The sequence below is a fragment of the Pseudomonas sp. NPDC089554 genome (genome assembly GCF_050280645.1).
GTDB lineage: Bacteria > Pseudomonadota > Gammaproteobacteria > Pseudomonadales > Pseudomonadaceae > Aquipseudomonas.
Genome location: NZ_JBNNVR010000043.1, coordinates 23,059 through 40,727, shown reverse-complemented (window position 1 = coordinate 40,727; position 17,669 = coordinate 23,059). Strand labels below are relative to the sequence as shown.

Annotated in this window: 16 protein-coding genes; 11 read left to right on the top strand and 5 right to left on the bottom strand. The window is 64.0% G+C overall.

Going from position 1 to position 17,669, the window contains the following annotated elements; genetic code table 11:
- The 8 genes from ACQKPE_RS14545 to ACQKPE_RS14510 all read left to right on the top strand — a co-directional run.
- Positions 1-254, top strand: a 254-nt coding sequence (locus tag ACQKPE_RS14545; protein WP_427666871.1) for a putative PEP-binding protein, incomplete at its 5' end; no start/stop codon positions are given.
- Positions 255-349: 95 nt separating this feature from the next.
- Positions 350-1,345: an alpha/beta fold hydrolase gene (locus ACQKPE_RS14540; protein WP_427666870.1), complete on the top strand. Its 996-nt coding sequence runs from the start codon at positions 350-352 to the stop codon at positions 1,343-1,345.
- Between the two features lie 84 nt (positions 1,346-1,429).
- Positions 1,430-1,921, top strand: a complete 492-nt coding sequence (gene rraA / locus ACQKPE_RS14535) for a ribonuclease E activity regulator RraA (protein WP_427666869.1) — start codon at positions 1,430-1,432, stop codon at positions 1,919-1,921.
- Between the two features lie 25 nt (positions 1,922-1,946).
- Positions 1,947-2,942 (top strand): zinc transporter ZntB, encoded by a 996-nt coding sequence (locus ACQKPE_RS14530; protein WP_427666868.1) that lies wholly within the window; start codon positions 1,947-1,949, stop codon positions 2,940-2,942.
- Positions 2,943-3,041: 99 nt separating this feature from the next.
- The gene (locus tag ACQKPE_RS14525; RefSeq protein ID WP_427666867.1) at positions 3,042-3,296 is read left to right on the top strand and encodes a CrfX protein; all 255 of its coding nucleotides are present in this window, start codon (positions 3,042-3,044) and stop codon (positions 3,294-3,296) included.
- Positions 3,297-3,298: 2 nt separating this feature from the next.
- Entirely contained in the window at positions 3,299-4,123 is an 825-nt protein-coding gene (locus ACQKPE_RS14520; RefSeq protein WP_427666866.1) for a mechanosensitive ion channel family protein, read from the top strand.
- A gap of 113 nt (positions 4,124-4,236) precedes the next feature.
- Positions 4,237-4,803 carry an RNA polymerase sigma factor SigX gene (sigX, locus tag ACQKPE_RS14515; protein ID WP_427666865.1) on the top strand — a complete coding sequence of 189 codons (567 nt, stop codon included), beginning with the start codon at positions 4,237-4,239 and terminating at the stop codon, positions 4,801-4,803.
- A gap of 111 nt (positions 4,804-4,914) precedes the next feature.
- Positions 4,915-5,955, top strand: a complete 1,041-nt coding sequence (locus ACQKPE_RS14510) for an OmpA family protein (protein ID WP_375101889.1) — start codon at positions 4,915-4,917, stop codon at positions 5,953-5,955.
- A gap of 75 nt (positions 5,956-6,030) precedes the next feature.
- On the opposite strand, the gene ACQKPE_RS14505 is transcribed toward ACQKPE_RS14510, so the two are convergent.
- The 4 genes from ACQKPE_RS14505 to ACQKPE_RS14490 all read right to left on the bottom strand — a co-directional run bounded on the left by ACQKPE_RS14505 (position 6,031) and on the right by ACQKPE_RS14490 (position 10,904).
- The gene (locus ACQKPE_RS14505; RefSeq protein WP_427666872.1) at positions 6,031-7,701 is read right to left on the bottom strand and encodes a protein kinase domain-containing protein; all 1,671 of its coding nucleotides are present in this window, start codon (positions 7,699-7,701) and stop codon (positions 6,031-6,033) included.
- Positions 7,702-7,709: 8 nt separating this feature from the next.
- Complete coding sequence (locus ACQKPE_RS14500; protein WP_427666864.1) at positions 7,710-8,921, bottom strand: nitrate/nitrite transporter; 1,212 nt, start codon at positions 8,919-8,921, stop codon at positions 7,710-7,712.
- A 182-nt stretch (positions 8,922-9,103) separates the two neighbouring features.
- Positions 9,104-9,679: an ANTAR domain-containing response regulator gene (locus tag ACQKPE_RS14495; protein ID WP_427666862.1), complete on the bottom strand. Its 576-nt coding sequence runs from the start codon at positions 9,677-9,679 to the stop codon at positions 9,104-9,106.
- A 10-nt stretch (positions 9,680-9,689) separates the two neighbouring features.
- Complete coding sequence (locus tag ACQKPE_RS14490; protein ID WP_427666860.1) at positions 9,690-10,904, bottom strand: CmpA/NrtA family ABC transporter substrate-binding protein; 1,215 nt, start codon at positions 10,902-10,904, stop codon at positions 9,690-9,692.
- A gap of 127 nt (positions 10,905-11,031) precedes the next feature.
- Between ACQKPE_RS14490 and ACQKPE_RS14485 the strand changes: the two genes are divergently transcribed.
- Positions 11,032-12,057, top strand: coding sequence for a quinone-dependent dihydroorotate dehydrogenase (locus ACQKPE_RS14485; protein WP_427666858.1), 1,026 nt, complete (start codon positions 11,032-11,034; stop codon positions 12,055-12,057).
- Between the two features lie 95 nt (positions 12,058-12,152).
- Here ACQKPE_RS14485 and rmf read toward each other — a convergent pair whose 3' ends face one another.
- Entirely contained in the window at positions 12,153-12,368 is a 216-nt protein-coding gene (gene rmf / locus ACQKPE_RS14480) for a ribosome modulation factor (protein WP_003248687.1), read from the bottom strand.
- A gap of 544 nt (positions 12,369-12,912) precedes the next feature.
- Here rmf and rlmKL point away from each other — a divergent pair.
- Positions 12,913-15,105, top strand: coding sequence for a bifunctional 23S rRNA (guanine(2069)-N(7))-methyltransferase RlmK/23S rRNA (guanine(2445)-N(2))-methyltransferase RlmL (gene rlmKL, locus ACQKPE_RS14475; protein WP_427666857.1), 2,193 nt, complete (start codon positions 12,913-12,915; stop codon positions 15,103-15,105).
- Between the two features lie 93 nt (positions 15,106-15,198).
- A complete protein-coding gene (locus ACQKPE_RS14470) occupies positions 15,199-17,592 on the top strand; it encodes a sensor domain-containing diguanylate cyclase (protein ID WP_427666855.1) in 2,394 nt (797 codons plus the stop codon).
- Positions 17,593-17,669 lie beyond the last annotated feature (77 nt).

Genomic DNA, 17,669 nt, shown 5'->3' with positions numbered 1-17,669 from the left:
GTCTCAAGATGAGATCTCACTGGGATCTTGAATCCCCTAAAGGGCCGTCGAAGACTACGACGTTGATACTGGCCAACGCCATTGCCGCGTGCAACAAGGCCGGCAAGTACATCGGCATCTGCGGCCAGGGCCCCTCGGACCACCCGGACCTGGCTAAATGGCTGATGGAGCAGGGCATCGAAAGCGTGTCGCTGAACCCGGACTCGGTACTCGAGACCTGGTTCTTCCTCGCAGAGGGCCAGGGCGCAGCCTGATGCGCTGAACGCGGGGGCGCCCCGTGGCGCCCCCGCCCGGTTTCACCCAGGGCGAGTTCCAGTAATGGACCCCGCCCTTTTTTCGTCCAGAACCTATGCAAAGCAGCAGCACCCTTTTTCCCGTGGCCTTGCTCAGTGCCGAGCGCCGCGGCGACCTCAGTGAAGACGTGTACCGGATCAAGGCCGGCAACAGCCCCGACGTCAGCGTCGAACTGGCCGTCACCCGCCTGGGTTTGGCCGACCAGGGCGGTGCCCAGGGTATGCCGGTGATCCTTCTGCACGGCAGTTTTTCCAACCGGCGCTTCTGGTATTCGCCCAAGGGTATTGGCCTGGGCGCCTACCTGGCACGTGCCGGTTTCGATGTATGGATACCCGAGATGCGTGGCCACGGCCTTTCGCCGCGTAACCGCCAGTGGCAGGACAACTGTGTGGCCGACTATGCGCGTGACGACCTGCCGGTGATCGGCGCGTTCGTGCGTGAACAGTGTGGGCAAGCGCCGCACTGGGTCGGTCATTCGCTGGGCGGCACCACCTTGGCTGCCGCCCTCGGCGGTGGTTACCTGGAGCCCGGCCTGGTGGCCAGCGTGGCGTTGTTCGGCACCCAGATCAGCCGCGTGTATTGGCCTTTGAAGGTGCCGCCGGTGGCGTGGGGCGCGCGTGCCGTGCTCAAGCGCTTCGCTCAGTTGTCCGGCCCGCGTTTCAAGCGCGGGCCGGAAGACGAGCCCATCGGCCTGGCCTTGGAAAGCTTGCGCTGGCATGGCCTGTTCGGGCGTTTCGGGGTGAAGGGCAACGACTGGTGGGCAGGGCTTGCCGAGGTCGATGTGCCGCTGCTGGCCGTGGCGGGGGCCGGAGACTTCCAGGACCCGGTGTGGGCCTGCCGCAAGCTTTACGAGCAACTGGGCGGCACGCGCAAGCAGTTCCTGCGCCTGGGGCGCGAGGAAGGCTTCGAGGCGTTCGGGCATGTCGACATGCTGGTCAGCAAAGCAGCGCAGGCGCAGGTGTGGCCGCTGGTCGAGGGCTGGCTGCGCGACCCGTCGGCGGTCGTGCAGGGGGCTGAGGTAGTGGTGCAGGTGCCGGCCACGCAAACCTGACTGCGTGGTCTCAGATGGCTGGAAGCGCTTCCAGGGTGTAGCCTTGCCTTCACCCGTTTTCGTTATGACTGACAGGAGTTTCCCATGCAGCATTACGTAACCCCCGACCTGTGCGACGCCTACCCGGAACTGGTTCAGGTGCTGGAGCCGATGTTCAGCAACTTTGGTGGCCGCGACTCGTTCGGCGGGCAAATCGTCACCATCAAGTGCTTCGAAGACAATTCCCTGGTCAAGGAGCAGGTTGAGCTCGACGGCAAGGGCAAGGTGCTGGTGGTCGACGGCGGCGGTTCATTGCGCCGCGCGCTGCTCGGCGACATGCTCGCCGAGAAGGCGGCGAAGAATGGCTGGGAAGGGTTGGTGATCTACGGCTGCGTGCGTGACGTGGACGTGCTGATCCAGACCGACGTCGGTGTGCAGGCCCTGGCCAGCCACCCGATGAAGACCGACAAGCGCGGCATCGGCGACCTCAACGTCGCGGTGACCTTCGCCGGGGTCACCTTCCGTCCGGGTGAGTACGTGTATGCCGACAACAATGGCGTGATCGTCTCGCCAAGCCCGCTGAAAATGCCGGAGTGACGCGCAGCGCGCTGATGGAGCTTTGATGTTCGAGGAAGACAACGCGCAATGGGGCCTGGTCCATGCCCTGGTGCTCGATGGCAAGGGCGGTGCGCGTTCCATCGCCCGCACCGAACTGGACGACCTGCAACTGCAACCCCAGGAAAGCCTCTGGCTGCACTGGGACCGCAGCCATCCACAAACCCGCTCCTGGCTGCTGCGTGACAGCGGCCTGAGCGCGTTCGCCTGCGAGCTGCTGCTCGAAGAGAACACCCGCCCACGGCTGTTGCCGCTGGCCGATGAACAGCTGTTGCTGTTTCTGCGTGGGGTCAACCTGAACCCGGGTGCCGAGCCAGAAGACATGGTCTCGGTGCGTATCTTCGCCGAGGCGCGCCGGGTGATTTCCCTGCGCCTGCGGCCGCTGCGCGCCAGCGACGAGGTGTTGCAGCACCTGGACGAGGGCAGGGGGCCGAAATCGGCCTCCGAGCTGCTGCTATTGATGGGCGAGTTACTCACCGAGAAGGTCCAGGCGCTGATCAGCGACCTGTCGGAAGTGGTCGATCTGGAAGAGGAAAAGGTAGAGTCCGACGAACGGTATAGCCCGGCACCGGGCAGCTTGCAGCAGATTCGCCGACGTGCTGCCGGCCTGCGCCGTTTCCTTGCCCCTCAGCGCGACATCTACGCGCAGCTGTCGCGGCACAAGTGGAGCTGGTTCGCCGATGCCGACGCCGATTACTGGAACGAGCTCAACAACAGCCTCATTCGCTACCTGGAGGAGCTGGAGCTGACCCGCGAGCGCGCCGCGCTGCTGCTGGAAAACGAAGACCGTCGGCGTGCCGAGCGGATGAACCGCACCATGTACCGCTTCGGCATCATTACCTGCATCTTCCTGCCCATGAGCTTCGTCACCGGCCTGTTGGGCATCAATGTCGGCGGCATTCCGGGTGCGGACAGCCCCTATGGCTTCCTGTTCGCCAGCCTCCTGGTGCTGGGCTTGGCGGCCGGGCAGTGGTGGTTGTTCCGGCGCTTGCGATGGGTCTAGCGGGTTTGTTTCGTTCGCAACTTGAAACATTCGTCCCACTTTTCGGTGTGACCTATCTTTCACCATCCTCGTCTCTGACTGACATTGCGCGAGGTGCACATGCACGATCCGTTTGAAGAATCCCTGCGCGACCTGCTCAAGGCGTCGCCGTCCGGCAAGGACCGCGACGACGACGCTTGCCTGGGTCGCGTGCTGAAAACCGCCAACCGCCAGGTCGGCGTGGGCGATCTGTTCAGCCTGCTGGGCCGCTGGAGCCAGGCGCTGCTGATCGCTGTCAACAATGGCTCGGCGCATGTCGCGCCGGTGCGTCGTACGCCTGCCGCTGGCAGAACGAAAGCTGATAAGGCCGATTGAATATGGAACTCGATCTCTGGACCCAGAGCCTGGTCACCGCCATGACCGCCCTTTGGACGAAGGTTGCCAACTTCATCCCCAACCTGTTTGGCGCGCTGGTGGTGGTGCTGCTCGGTTTCGTGGTGGCCAAGCTGCTCGACACCTTGCTGTCGAAACTGCTCGCCAAGTTCGGCCTGGACCGCCTGATGAGCGGCACCGGGCTGACCAAGATGTTGGCCCGGGTTGGTATCCAGGTGCCGATCTCCACCTTGATCGGCAAGATCGTCTACTGGTTCGTGTTGCTGATTTTCCTGGTTTCCGCTGCCGAGTCCCTGGGCCTTGAGCGGGTTTCCGCGACTTTGGACATGCTCGCCCTGTACCTGCCCAAGGTGTTCGGCGCAGCCTTGGTGTTGCTGGCCGGTGTGCTGCTGGCGCAACTGGCCAACGGCCTGGTGCGTGGCGCTGCCGAAGGCATTGGCCTTGAGTATGCCGGTGGCCTGGGGCGTATCGCCCAGGGCCTGGTGATCATCATCAGCATCTCGGTGGCCATCAGCCAGCTCGAGGTCAAGACCGACCTGCTCAACCATGTGATCGTCATTGGCCTGATTACCGTTGGTCTGGCCGTTGCCTTGGCCATGGGCCTGGGCAGCCGCGAAATTGCCGGGCAGATCATCGCCGGTATCTACGTACGTGAACTCTACCAAGTGGGCCAGCAGGTGCAGATTGGAGAGGTCGAAGGGCAGATCGAGGAAATCGGAACGGTGAAAACCACCTTGCTGACCGATGATGGCGAATTGGTGTCGTTGTCCAACCGGGTGTTGCTCGAGCAGCGAGTCAATAGCCGCTAACCGCACAAAAGCTGTTAATGTATGCCGCCGCGAAAACCGGCCCACGGGGCCGAGCGGCGACATTGACCTGACTGTCGGCCAGATCCGTTTTGAATAAAGTCCATTCGCCGCCCATGCGCTATGACCCCCGCGAGCTCACCGACGAGGAGTTGGTGGCGCGTTCGCATGAGGAACTGTTTCACGTCACCCGCGCCTATGAAGAGCTGATGCGGCGCTACCAACGAACCCTATTCAACGTCTGTGCACGTTATCTTGGGAACGATCGGGACGCCGACGATGTCTGTCAGGAGGTGATGTTGAAGGTGTTGTACGGTCTGAAGAACTTCGAGGGTAAATCGAAGTTCAAGACCTGGCTCTACAGCATCACCTACAACGAGTGCATTACCCAGTACCGCAAGGAGCGCCGCAAGCGGCGGTTGATGGATGCCCTGAGTCTGGACCCTGTTGAAGAGGCGTCCGAAGAAAAGGCACCGAAAGCCGAAGAAAAAGGCGGGCTGGATAAATGGCTGGTGCATGTGAACCCGATCGACCGGGAAATCCTGGTGCTTCGATTTGTCGCAGAGCTGGAATTCCAGGAGATCGCCGACATCATGCACATGGGCCTGAGCGCCACGAAAATGCGTTACAAACGCGCGCTCGACAAACTCAAGGAGAAATTTGCAGGTTTGACTGAAACTTAGTGGCCAGCAAATATCTCTAAGCAATCGGCGAGTTCTGCTAGACTTGCCGTCGAGTTGTCCCCCCGGTTTTTGGTGGGACCGCTTAACTATCACCAGATGGGGATTTAACGGATGAAATTGAAAAACACCTTGGGCTTGGCCATTGGCTCGCTCGTTGCCGCTACTTCGTTCGGCGTTCTGGCACAAGGCCAAGGCGCTGTCGAAATTGAAGGTAACGTTACCAAGCAGTTCTACGACAGCGAGCGTAACTTCAAGAACGACGGCACCAACCCTGGTGTTCGCCTGGGTTACTTCCTGACCGACGACGTTTCCCTGGACCTCGGCTACAACGAGACCCACAACGCCCGTGGCGAAGTCTTCAACAAAGACATCAAAGGCTCCAAGACCAAGCTGGACGCCACCTACCACTTCGGTACCGTGGGCGACGCTCTGCGTCCGTACGTCTCCGCGGGTTTCGCTCACGAAAGCCTGGGTCAAGCTACCCGTAGCGGCCGTGACCACTCCACCTTCGCCAACGTTGGCGCTGGCGCCAAGTGGTACATCACCGACATGTTCTTCGCCCGTGCTGGCGTCGAAGCCATGTACAACATCGACAACGGCAACACCGAGTGGGGCCCAACCGTTGGTCTGGGTCTGAACTTCGGTGGCAGCGGCGGCAAGCAGCCAGCTCCGGCTCCGGCTCCAGTTGCTGAAGTGTGCTCCGACAGCGACAACGACGGCGTGTGCGACAACGTCGACAAGTGCCCTGACACCCCGGCCAACGTCACCGTTGACGCCGACGGCTGCCCGGCTGTTGCCGAAGTCGTTCGCGTTGAGCTGGACGTCAAGTTCGACTTCGACAAGTCGGTCGTCAAGCCTAACAGCTACGGCGACATCAAGAACCTGGCCGACTTCATGAAGCAGTACCCACAAACCACCACCGTGGTTGAAGGTCACACTGACTCCGTAGGTCCAGACGCTTACAACCAGAAGCTGTCCGAGCGTCGTGCCAATGCTGTCAAGCAGGTTCTGACCCAGCAGTACGGCGTTGAAGCTAGCCGTGTTGACTCGGTTGGCTACGGCGAAACCCGTCCGGTTGCCGACAACGCTACCGAATCGGGCCGCGCTGTTAACCGCCGCGTAGAAGCTCAGGTAGAAGCCCAGGCCAAGTAATTGGTTTGACGCTTCATGAAAAACCCGGCCTCGGCCGGGTTTTTCTTTGTGCTCCATAAAGTGTACGGCATGGCCTCAGCCCTTGAGCCAGGCCAGCAACATCACCAGGTTCACCAGCAAAGACACCAGCGCCACCGTGCGCCATACCTTCAGCGGCTCACGCTCCAGCAGCGGTCGTGCCCGCCCCGGCAACTCCTGCCGATCCCCACGTTCCAGCAACAACAGCCACTGCTCGGCGGTCTCGAAACGCTGCACCGGGTCTGCGGCCACTGCCTGTTCCAGGTTGTGTTGCAACCACTCTGGCAGGTCCGGCCGATAGCGTGCGGCATTGACCGGGTTGCCGAAACGAGGGTGCTGAAACGCTTCGACCTCGCCATAGGGATAATGCCCGGTCAGCAGGTAATACAGCGTCACGCCCACGGCATAGAGGTCCTGGCGCGGGCTGGGCGGGCGGCCTTCGAATGCCTCTGGCGCGATGAACGACGGTGTGCCGGGCAGGTCATGGGGTTGGTCTTCGGACAAGCCTGGGCAGTAGGCCAGGCCAAAATCCAGCAAGCGCAATTGCCCGTCATCGCCCAGGTGCAGGTTTTCCGGCTTGATATCCCGGTGCAACAGGTTGCGCCGGTGCAGTATGCCCACGGCCTGCAACAGCTGGCGGGCCAGCTCCAGCCATTGTGCCAGCGGCAGGGGGCCGTGTTCGGCCAGCAGGCTGGCCAGGGTTCTGCCGGAGTACTCGCGCATCACGTAGTACAGCTGCTGGCGCTGGCTGGCGGCGTGCACATGGGGGAAATGCCGACCGGCAACCCGGCGCAGGAACCACTCTTCGAGCAACAGTTGCTGGCCAGCCAGTGGGTCTGTCTCACGTGAGGGGGGCAGGGTCTTGAGCAGCCAGGGCTGGCCCTGGCTGTCCTTGACGCGGTAGAGCAGTGACTGCTTGCTCTGCGCTACCAGGCTGTCTACCAGCCAGTCGTCGATACCTTGGCCGGGGCGCAGCAGTGGCGGCGTCGACCAGTCCTGCAACTGCGCCAAGGTATCGCCGAGGTTGGCCGGGCCAAGCTGTTCGACCCGCACCAGCAAGGCGCTGGCGTTGTCCTGGCTGCCTGCATGATGGGCGGCGGCCACCAGGGTGTCGGCTGCTACTTGCAAGTCGGCCTGCTCACGCAGGATCGACAGGATGTGTTGATCGCCCAGGCTGGCCCACACGCCGTCGCTGACCAGCAGAAAGCACTCGCCCGGTCGTAGCTCGCCCTCCAGGTAGTCCACCAGCAGGTGTTGGTCCAGGCCCAGCGCGCGCTTGAGCACATGCTGCATGCCGGGCTGTTCCCAGACGTGGTCTTCGCTCAGGCAGTGCAACTGGTCGTCGTGCCAGCGGTAGGCGCGGCAGTCACCGACATGCGCCAAGGTGTAGCGGCGCCCACGCAGCACCAGGGCGGTAAGCGTGGTCAGCAGTGTCTGGCCCGTTCCCTGGGCACGCAGCCAGCGGTTCTGGGCCAGCAACAACCGGTCCAGCGCCTGGGTCACGCCCCAGGTTGCGGGCGTGGCGTAGTAGTCCAGGGCCAGGGCCTGCAAGCTCGCCCGGGCCGCCAGCCCGCCATCGGCGCACTGGCTGACGCCGTCGGCGAGGGCGAACAGGTAGCCCTTGCTGGCCGCCAGCTCCGGGGCTGGCGTGACCAGGCGCAGGGCGTCCTGGTTCTCGGCCCGTGGGCCGGTGGCGCTGGCCTGGGCGAATAGCAGTTGCAGGCTCATCGAGCCGGTCAGACCCGCGCCGCAGTGACGGCGGCCGAGCCCCATGTGGTGCGCCAGCGTAGCTTGACGCCATACAGGCCGAACCAGGCCAGCACGCCAAGGCTGGCGAACAGCCACAGGCCCAGCTGATAGTCACCGGTCTGCTGCTTGATCGCACCAAGGCCTGCGGCCAGCAGGAAGCCGCCGATGCCGCCGGCCATGCCGATCAGCCCGGTCATCACCCCAAGTTCCTGGCGGAAGCGCTGTGGTACCAGCTGGAACACCGCACCATTGCCAGCCCCCAAGCCAAGCATGGCGATCACGAACAACGCCAGGGCCGCCATGGCACTCGGCAGGTTGAAGCCCACCGCAGCGATGCAGGTTGCCGCCACGGCGTACATACCCAGCAGCGTGCGGATACCGCCGAAGCGGTCGGCCATGGCGCCGCCCAGGGGGCGCATCAGGCTGCCGGCGAACACGCAGGCGGCGGTGTAGTAGCCGGCGGTGACCGGGTTCAGGCCGTACTGGTCGCTGAAGTAGCCGGGCAGGGCGCTGGCCAGGCCGATGAAGCCGCCGAAAGTGACGCTGTAGAAGAACATGAACCACCAGCTGTCACGGTCACCCAGAGCCTTGAAGTAGTCGGCCATGGCCTTGGGCTTCGGACGCTCCGGGGCGTTGCGTGCCATCAGGGTGAACAGCACCAGGGTCAATGCCAGCGGGATCAGCGCAAAGCCGAACACGTTGTTCCAGCCAAAGCCGGCCGCCAGGGCGGGTGCCAGCAGGGCGGCGAACACCGTGCCGGAGTTGCCGGCACCGGCGATCCCCATGGCTTTACCCTGGTGCTGGGGCGGATACCACTGCGAAGCCAGCGGCAAGGACACCGCGAACGAGGCGCCGGCAAAGCCCAGGAACACGCCGAGCAGCAGCGCTTGCTCATAGCTGCTGACGCCGATGAACCAGGCGCAAGCCAGGGCGACGATCACGATCACTTGGCCGATCAGGCCTGCGGTCTTGGGCGAGAGGCGGTCCACCAGCATGCCCATGGCGAAGCGCAGCACGGCGCCCGCCAGGATCGGCGTGGCCACCATCAGGCCGCGTTGCTGGGTGGTCAGTTGCAGGTCGGCGGCAATCTGCACCGCCATGGGGCCGAGCAGGTACCAGACCATGAAGCTCAGGTCGAAATACAGGAACGCGGCGAACAGGGTGGGCACATGCCCGGATTTCCAGAAGCTCGTATTCATCGAACACCTCGCGCGGCTTGCAACGGTAGTCATGCCCTAGTTTTCAGGGGCGCAAATGAAAAAGACGCCGCTACCCGGTCCACCAGCGTGGAGGGGAGAGCGACGTCTTTGTCGGGGTATGGGGGCAACCGCCGTTGGCTACCTGGGAATTGCTGAGCAAGAGGCGGGCCAAGATGCCTTGGCTAGCCGAGCATCTCGTGCATGGCGATGATCTGCTCGGCCACTTGCACCAGCTTCTGCTGGCGGCTCATGGCCTGGCGACGCATCAGGGTGTAGGCCTGTTCCTCGTTGCAATCCTTCATTTTCATCAACAGGCCCTTGGCCTGCTCGATGCGCTTGCGCTCGGCCAACTGCTGGTCGCGGGCCAGCAGCTGCGCGCGCAGCGCCTGGTCGCTCTCGAAGCGCGCCATGGCGACATCGAGTATCGGTTGCAGGCGTGCAGCATGGATACCTTCGACGATATAGGCACTGACCCCGGCCTGGATGGCCTGGCGCATCACCCCGGGGTCGTGTTCGTCGGTGAACAACACGATCGGCCGTGGCCGGTCGCGGCTGACCAGCACCACCTGTTCCATTACATCGCGGCCCGGTGACTCGGTATCGATCAACACCACGTCCGGGCGCACTGTTTCGACGCAGGTGGGCAGGTCGATGGTCAGGCCTTGGGCTTCGATCACTTCGAAGCCGGACTCGATCAGCGCGGCTTTGAGGCGGCCGACTTTCTTTTCGGTGTCGTCGATCAACAGGATGCGCAACATACGGGCCTCCTCACGAACCGACACGGGCATCAGCCGCATCGCCCAGGGCGTGCAGGCGGAAACTGCGGGCATAGCCATAGGGGTCGCTACCGTCCCAGCGGCTGCCGTCGATCAACAGGCTGCTGCGCATGGCCGGGCCATTGCAGGGTATGCCGAGCGCTTCGGCGGCCTCGCGGTACAGCGTCAGCTGCTGCACGTCGGTGGCCACGGCCAGGTAGTCGGGGTCTTCGCGCAACAGGCCCCAACGGCGGAACTGAGTCATGAACCACATGCCGTCGGACAGGTACGGCAGGTTGGCGCGACCTTGGTCGAACAGGCGCAAGGCGTGGCGGTCTTGCCAGTGGTTGCCCAGGCCATCGTGGTAGTCGCCGAGCAGGCGCGGCTCGATGCTGCTGGCGGGCAGGTCCAGGTAGGCCGCGCCGCTGAGCAATTGCGCGGTGCTGCGGCGGTTTTCCGGGCTCTGCTCGATGAAGCGGCTGGCGGCCAGGATGGCTTTGACCAGCGCGCGTGCGCTATTGGGGTATTGCTCGACGAAGGCGCGGGCGCAGCCCAGCACTTTCTCCGGGTGGTCCGGCCAGATCGACTGGCTGGTGGCCAGGGTGAAGCCCTGGCCCTGGGCCACGGCATCGGCCGACCACGGCTCGCCCACGCAAAAGCCATCGATACGCCCGGCTTGCAGGTGTGCGACCATTTGCGCCGGTGGTACCACCACGCTGTCGACATCGTGCAGGGGGTGGATACCTTGGCTGGCCAGCCAGTAGTACAGCCACATGGCGTGGGTGCCGGTGGGGAAGGTCTGGGCGAAGGTCAGTCGCGCGCCATTCTGGTGCGCCAGTTTCGCCAGTGCTTCAGGGCAGGTCACACCCTTGCGTTGCAGGGCGGGGGAAAGGTTGATGGCCTGGGCATTCTGGTTCAGGCCCATGAGCACTGCCATGTCGGTGGCGGGCACGCCGCCCAGGCCCAGGTGCACGGCGTAGACCAGGCCATACAGGCAATGAGCGGCGTCCAGTTCGCCGCTGACCAGCTTGTCGCGCAGCCCGGACCACGACGCCTGGCGCTGCAGGTTGAGGGTCAGGCCGTATTGCTGGGCGAAGCCCTGGGTGGCGGCGACCACCACGGAAGCGCAATCGGTGAGGGCCATGAAGCCGATATTCAGGCTGGGTTTTTCCGGCGCATCGCTGCCGTTGACCCAGGCCAGGGGTGCTGCGGGGGGAACTGTATTCACGAAAAATCCTCGCCCGTACCGATCGGGCTGCACCCAGGGCGAAGCAACCCATATGCCAAGGCCCTGTCCCCCAGGCGGCGCGCTGGCTATAATCGCACCCCTCACTCACCCCGAGTCTTGCCCGCCCATGTATACCCTGGCCCGCCAGCTATTGTTCAAGCTTTCCCCGGAAACCTCCCACGACCTGTCCCTGGACCTGATCGGCGCCGGTGGCCGCCTGGGCCTCAATGGCCTGCTGTGCAAGCGCCCGGCCTCGCTGCCGGTGACGGTGATGGGCTTGAACTTCGCCAACCCCGTGGGCCTGGCCGCAGGCCTGGACAAGAACGGTGCGGCCATCGATGGCTTCGCCCAGCTGGGCTTCGGCTTCGTCGAGATCGGCACCGTCACGCCGCGTGCGCAACCGGGCAACCCCAAGCCGCGCCTGTTCCGCCTGCCTGAGGCGACGGCGATCATCAACCGCATGGGTTTCAACAACCTGGGTGTGGACCACCTGCTGACGCGGGTACGGGCCTCGCGCTACGACGGCGTGCTGGGTATCAATATCGGCAAGAACTTCGACACCCCGGTGGAGCGAGCCCAGGACGACTACCTGATCTGCCTGGAAAAGGTCTACAACGACGCCAGCTACATCACCGTCAACGTCAGCTCGCCCAACACCCCTGGCCTGCGTACCTTGCAGTTCGGCGATTCGCTCAAGCAACTGCTCGATGCCCTGGCCGAACGTCGCGAGCAATTGGCGGGTGAGTATGGCAAGCGCGTACCGCTGGCGATCAAGATCGCCCCGGACATGAGCGACGAGGAAACCGCGCTGGTGGCCTCGGCACTGCTGGAATCGGGCATGGATGCAGTGATCGCCACCAACACCACCCTGGGCCGCGAAGGAGTAGAGGGCTTGCCGTTCGGCGGCGAGGCGGGTGGGTTGTCGGGTGCGCCGGTGCTGGAGAAGAGCACGCACATCGTGAAGGTATTGGCCGGTGAGTTGGCCGGCAAGTTGCCGATCATCGCAGCGGGGGGCATCACCGAGGGCCGTCATGCGGCTGAGAAGATCGCCGCTGGCGCGAGCCTGGTGCAGATTTACTCCGGCTTCATCTACAAAGGCCCGGCGCTGATTCGCGAAGCGGTGGATGCCATTGCAGCAATGCCGGGACGCTGATCGAACGCAATAAAAAGGGCCCCGAATGGGGCCCCTGGGCCGCAGCCCGCCGCCCGGATAGGGCGCGCATGGTGACTCGAATTCAGTGTCCTCGTTCAGCCAACGGCGTGATTTTCGTTGAGTCTATGGATGCCAGCGGTGCCGGTCATGCCGTCCCAGTTGTCGCCGCGACCTTCACGCCAGCCGTTGATCCAGGCCTGGCGAACGGATGGCAAATTGAAGGGGCAAAGCTCGCGGGATTTACCGGTGACCCCATACTGGTAGCCACGTGAATATGCTCTTTCCAACGGATCACGCTTAAGTCTTCTCATAGGGTGTTGCCCTCACTTGTTGACTGTAATGTCCCGTCGGCCTCTGGGAGGCCGGGCAGAATCGTTCTGCCGGTTTTGCGCTCGCTGCCGGCGTCGCGAGCGGAAAGTGCCAACTCGTTGCGAGATGGCCTGAGAGGAGTTCTAACGCACCGCGCGTCACAGTGTGAATGATCGATTTGTCATAAGGACGTAACGTTTCCAAGGGTCATAGGATAAGTAAATAAATGAGACACCAGGCGATTCAGGGTTCAGCCCGCTATGATCAGGGTTTCGCCTCGATTGACGTCAAATGGCCAGCGTTTTTGCGGCCATGGTGGTAACAAGAAGTAATACGACGAAGGGTCATTTTGCGGCACTCGACCAACGAAATTTTCACACTGCTCGACGATCAAAGCCTTTTCACTCGATAGGTTTGTCGCTCGGGTGGCCCGGCCGCCAGTTGGCGAGCCACCCCGGTTGAAGCCTGTTGGAAGGGCGCCGGGGCAAACATCGGCAGGGCGTGCGCCGCCTTGCCACTGCATGGCCCAAGGCCCTGGATTTGCTCATGTCGGACCGTATCGAACTCTACCTCACCTGCCCCAAGGGCCTTGAAGGCCTGCTGGCCGAAGAAGCCCGCGGGCTTGGCCTGGAGGATGTGCGTGAGCACACCTCAGCCATTCGCGGCCTGGCCGACATGGAAACCGCCTACCGCCTGTGCCTGTGGTCGCGCCTGGGCAACCGCGTGTTGCTGGTACTCCAGCGCTTCACCATGAAGAACGCCGACGACCTCTACGACGGCGTGCACGCGGTGGACTGGCAGGACCACCTGGCCGCCGATGGCACCCTGGCCGTGGAGTTCAGTGGCCACGGCTCGGGCATCGACAACACCCATTTCGGTGCGCTCAAGGTCAAGGATGCGATCGTCGACAAGCTGCGCAACCGCGAAGGCCAGCGCCCCTCGGTCGACAAGCTCAACCCGGACCTGCGTGTTCACCTGCGCCTGGACCGCGGCGAGGCGATCCTCTCCCTTGACCTCTCCGGCCACAGCCTGCACCAGCGCGGCTATCGCTTGCAGCAAGGCGCCGCACCGCTCAAGGAAAACCTCGCCGCTGCCGTGTTGATCCGCGCCGGTTGGCCGCGCATCGCCGCCGAAGGCGGCGCCCTGGCCGACCCGATGTGCGGCGTAGGTACTTTCCTGGTAGAAGCGGCAATGATCGCCGCCGATATCGCCCCTAACCTCAAGCGCGAGCGCTGGGGCTTCACTGCGTGGCAGGGCCACGTGCCGGCGCTGTGGCGCAAGGTTCACGACGAGGCCCAGGCCCGTGCGCAGGCAGGCCTGGCCAAGCCACCGCTGTGGATCCGCGGCTACGAGGCCGACCCGCGTTTGATCCAGCCGGGGCGCAACAACGTCGAGCGCGCCGGGCTGGGCGATTGGGTGAAGATCTACCAGGGCGAGGTGGCCAGCTTCGAGCCGCGCCCCGACCAGAACCAGAAAGGCCTGGTCATCAGCAACCCGCCCTATGGCGAGCGCCTGGGCGACGAGGCGAGCCTGCTGTACCTCTACCAGAACCTTGGCGAGCGCCTGCGCCAGGCCTGCATGGGCTGGGAAGCGGCGGTGTTCACCGGCGCACCGGAGCTGGGCAAGCGCATGGGCATTCGCAGCCACAAGCAGTACGCCTTCTGGAACGGCGCCTTGCCGTGCAAGCTGCTGCTGTTCAAGGTGCAACCCGACCAATTCGTCACCGGCGAGCGCCGTGCTGCCGGCGCTGACGACGGCGAAAGCCGCCCTCAGGCCGCGATGGCCGCTGAGCCTGCGCGCCTGTCCGAAGGCGCGCAGATGTTCGCCAACCGCCTGCAGAAGAACCTGCGTCAGCTGGGCAAGTGGGCGCGTCGCGAGCAGGTGTCATGCTACCGCCTGTACGATGCCGACATGCCCGAGTACGCGCTGGCAGTCGACCTGTACCAGGATTGGGTGCACGTTCAGGAATACGCCGCGCCACGCTCGATCGACCCGGACAAGGCCCAGGCCCGCCTGCTCGACGCCTTGGCCGCCATTCCCCAGGCCCTGGGCATCGACCCGCAGCGTGTAGTGCTCAAGCGCCGCGAGCGCCAGAGCGGCACGCGCCAGTACGAGCGCCAGGCCACCCAGGGGCAGTTCCAGGAGGTCAGCGAAGGTGGCGTGAAGCTGCTGGTCAACCTCACCGACTACCTCGACACCGGCCTGTTCCTCGACCACCGCCCGATGCGCATGCGCATCCAGCGCGAGGCCGAGGGCAAGCGCTTCCTCAACCTGTTCTGCTACACCGCCACGGCCACCGTGCATGCGGCCAAGGGCGGCGCGCGCAGTACCACCAGTGTCGACCTGTCGAAAACCTACCTGGATTGGGCGCGGCGCAACCTGTCGCTCAACGGTTTCTCCGAGCGCAACCGCCTGGAGCAGGGCGATGTGATGGCTTGGCTGGAGAACGCCCAGGAAAGCTTCGACCTGATCTTCATCGACCCGCCGACCTTCTCCAACTCCAAGCGCATGGAAGGGGTGTTCGACGTCCAGCGCGACCACGTGCAACTGCTCGACCTGGCCATGGCGCGCCTGGCGCCGGGGGGGGTGCTGTACTTCTCCAACAACTTCCGCAAGTTCCAGCTCGATGAGCATTTGCAGGCACGCTATGCGGTGGAGGAAATCAGCGCGCAGTCCCTGGACCCGGACTTCGCCCGCAACAGCCGTATACACCGGGCCTGGCGCCTGCAACTGCGTTAAGCCGACGCCTAGTGTTGCGGGGCTAATGGCTAATAGCTATAACCCGTACAGGGCCGGACAATTCGCAGGACGCTGATGTGACGAGAATGCTTTATGGCGAAACATGGCGTGCGCGCGAAGATGTTCGGTCTGGTCAGCGAGGAGCTGTCGGCGCAGGGCGTGGCCTTGGTCGCGCTCTGCGCCGGCGGTTTGCTGACTGCGGCACTGGGCTTTGCTGCTGAGGGTTTCTACCAGCAGCAACTGCGCCAGCGCTTCGAGCTGCTGGCCAATGAGCGCTACAGTCGAATCGCCGAACGCTTCGAGGATCAAGCCCAGCGCCTGGATGGGCTGAGGCGCTTTTTCAGCTATTCCAGCGAAATCACGCCAGCCGAGTTCGATGGCTACGCGCGGCCCTTGCTGCACCGTACCCAGGCCTATTCCTGGGCGCCACGGGTCGAGGCCGGACAGCGCGAGGCCTTCGAGCGCCAGGCCAGTGCCAGGCTCGGGCAGCCCTACCAGATCCGCGACCACGACGAACAGGGCCGCTGGCAGCCGGCGCCGCAGCGCGACTACTACTACCCGGTGCTCTATACCCAGGCCACGCACCAGGAAAAACAACCCTACGGCTTCGACCTGCGTAGCCAGCCCCAGCGTGAACAAGCGCTGTTGCGTGCAAGCACCCCGGGCAGCATGGCGGTCTCGGTACCGCTGGACATGATCAACGTTGAGCCGGCCTACACCCGCGGCTTGCTGGTGGTCGCGCCCTTGTTCAGCGAGGCGAAGGCCAATGGCCCGCCGTCCGGTTATGTCATGGCGTTGCTCAGCATGCACCAGTTGATCGCCGAAGGCCTGCCGACCAGCGCCGATGACAACTTGGTGGTGCGCATCGTCGATTTGTCCGACGGCATTGGCCATGAGGTGCTGTACGACTCACGCAATCCGGCAGCGCCGCTGGCGCTGCAGAGCCGTCACCTGCTGCACCTGGCCGACCATCGTTACCAGCTCGATATTCGTCCCAGCCAGGCGTTCCTGCAGGCCAACCGTTCTTCGGCGATGCTCACGGTGACCTTGCTCGGCGGGCTGTTGAGCGTGATGCTCAGTGCGTTGTTGTACAGCCTGTTCAGCCAGCGCCAGCGGGCCCTGACCCTGGTCGAGCAGCGTACTGCCGAGCTGCGGGTCAGCGAGCAATCGCTGCGCGAGACCCACAACCAACTGCACAGCGTGCTCGAGGCCGCTACCCAGGTGGCGATCATCGCCACCAGCCTGCGCGGCGTCATCAGTACCTTCAATGCCGGTGCCGAGCGGATGCTCGGCTACTCGGCCAACGAAGCCCTGGGCCATCTGACCCTCGAACACCTGGTGCTGCCCGAGGAACTGCACCAGCGCGCGCATGCCCTGAGCCTGCGCTATGGACGCGAGATCGCCGGGGGCCAGGCGATGTTTGCCGAAACCGTACAGGAAGCCGGCGGCGAGCCGGGCGAATGGACCCTCGTGCGCAAGGATGGCAGCCAACTGCTGGCCAACATGCTGGTCACCGCCGTGCTCGACGAGCAGGGGTTGTGGGTGGGTTACCTGGCGATTTGCATCGATGTCACTGAGCGACGCCGGGTGCATGAGGCCCTTGAGGCCCGGGACCGCCTGCTGGAGAAGCTGAGCGCCGAGGTGCCGGGCGGTATCTACCAGTACCGCCTGGATACCGATGGACGCTCCTGTTTCCCTTATGCCAGCCAGGGGTTGCACGACATCTACGAGGTCGATCTGCAGCAACTGCGCGAAGATGCCTCGACGGTGTTCGAACGCATCCACCCCGATGACCTGGAACGTGTACGTCGCTCGGTGCAAACGTCCGCCGAGCATTTGACCCCCTGGCGTGAAGAGTACCGGGTGTGTTTGCCCCGGGCAGGCTTGCGGTGGGTGCGTGGCGAGGCGACGCCAGAAGTGGGCGAGGCTGGCTGCACGCTATGGCACGGCTACCTCACTGACATCTCCGACCTCAAGCGGGTGGAGGAGGAGTTGCGGGCGCTGTCGATCACTGATGCCCTGACCGGCATCCACAACCGCCGCTATTTCCAGGAGCGCCTGCGTACCGAGCTGGAGCGGGCACAGCGTGACAAGCTGGACCTTGCGGTGATCATGCTGGATATCGACCACTTCAAGAGTATCAACGACCAGTTCGGCCATGCCGTGGGCGACCATGTGCTGCGCAGCCTGTGCCAGCGTATCGGCCAGCGGCTGCGGCGCACCGATGTGTTCTGCCGCCTGGGCGGCGAGGAGTTCATGGTGTTGTGCCCGGGCACCGATGCCGAGCAGGCACGCTCGTTGGCGCTGGAGTTGTGGCAAGGGTTGCGCAGTGTGCCGGTGGAGGGCGTCGGCCGGGTTACCGCGAGCTTTGGCGTAGCAGGCTGGCGCCCGGGGGAGGGCGCCGATGCGCTGCTGCTGCGTGCCGATGCTGGGGTGTATGCGGCCAAGCAGGCCGGGCGCGACAGGGTCGAGGCGGAACTGCCCTAAGACCTGCAACACAGTACAGAATTTGCGGTGTTCTTCAGAACGGTACGATCGATGCGTAGGGCTTGTCGGGGCGCCGA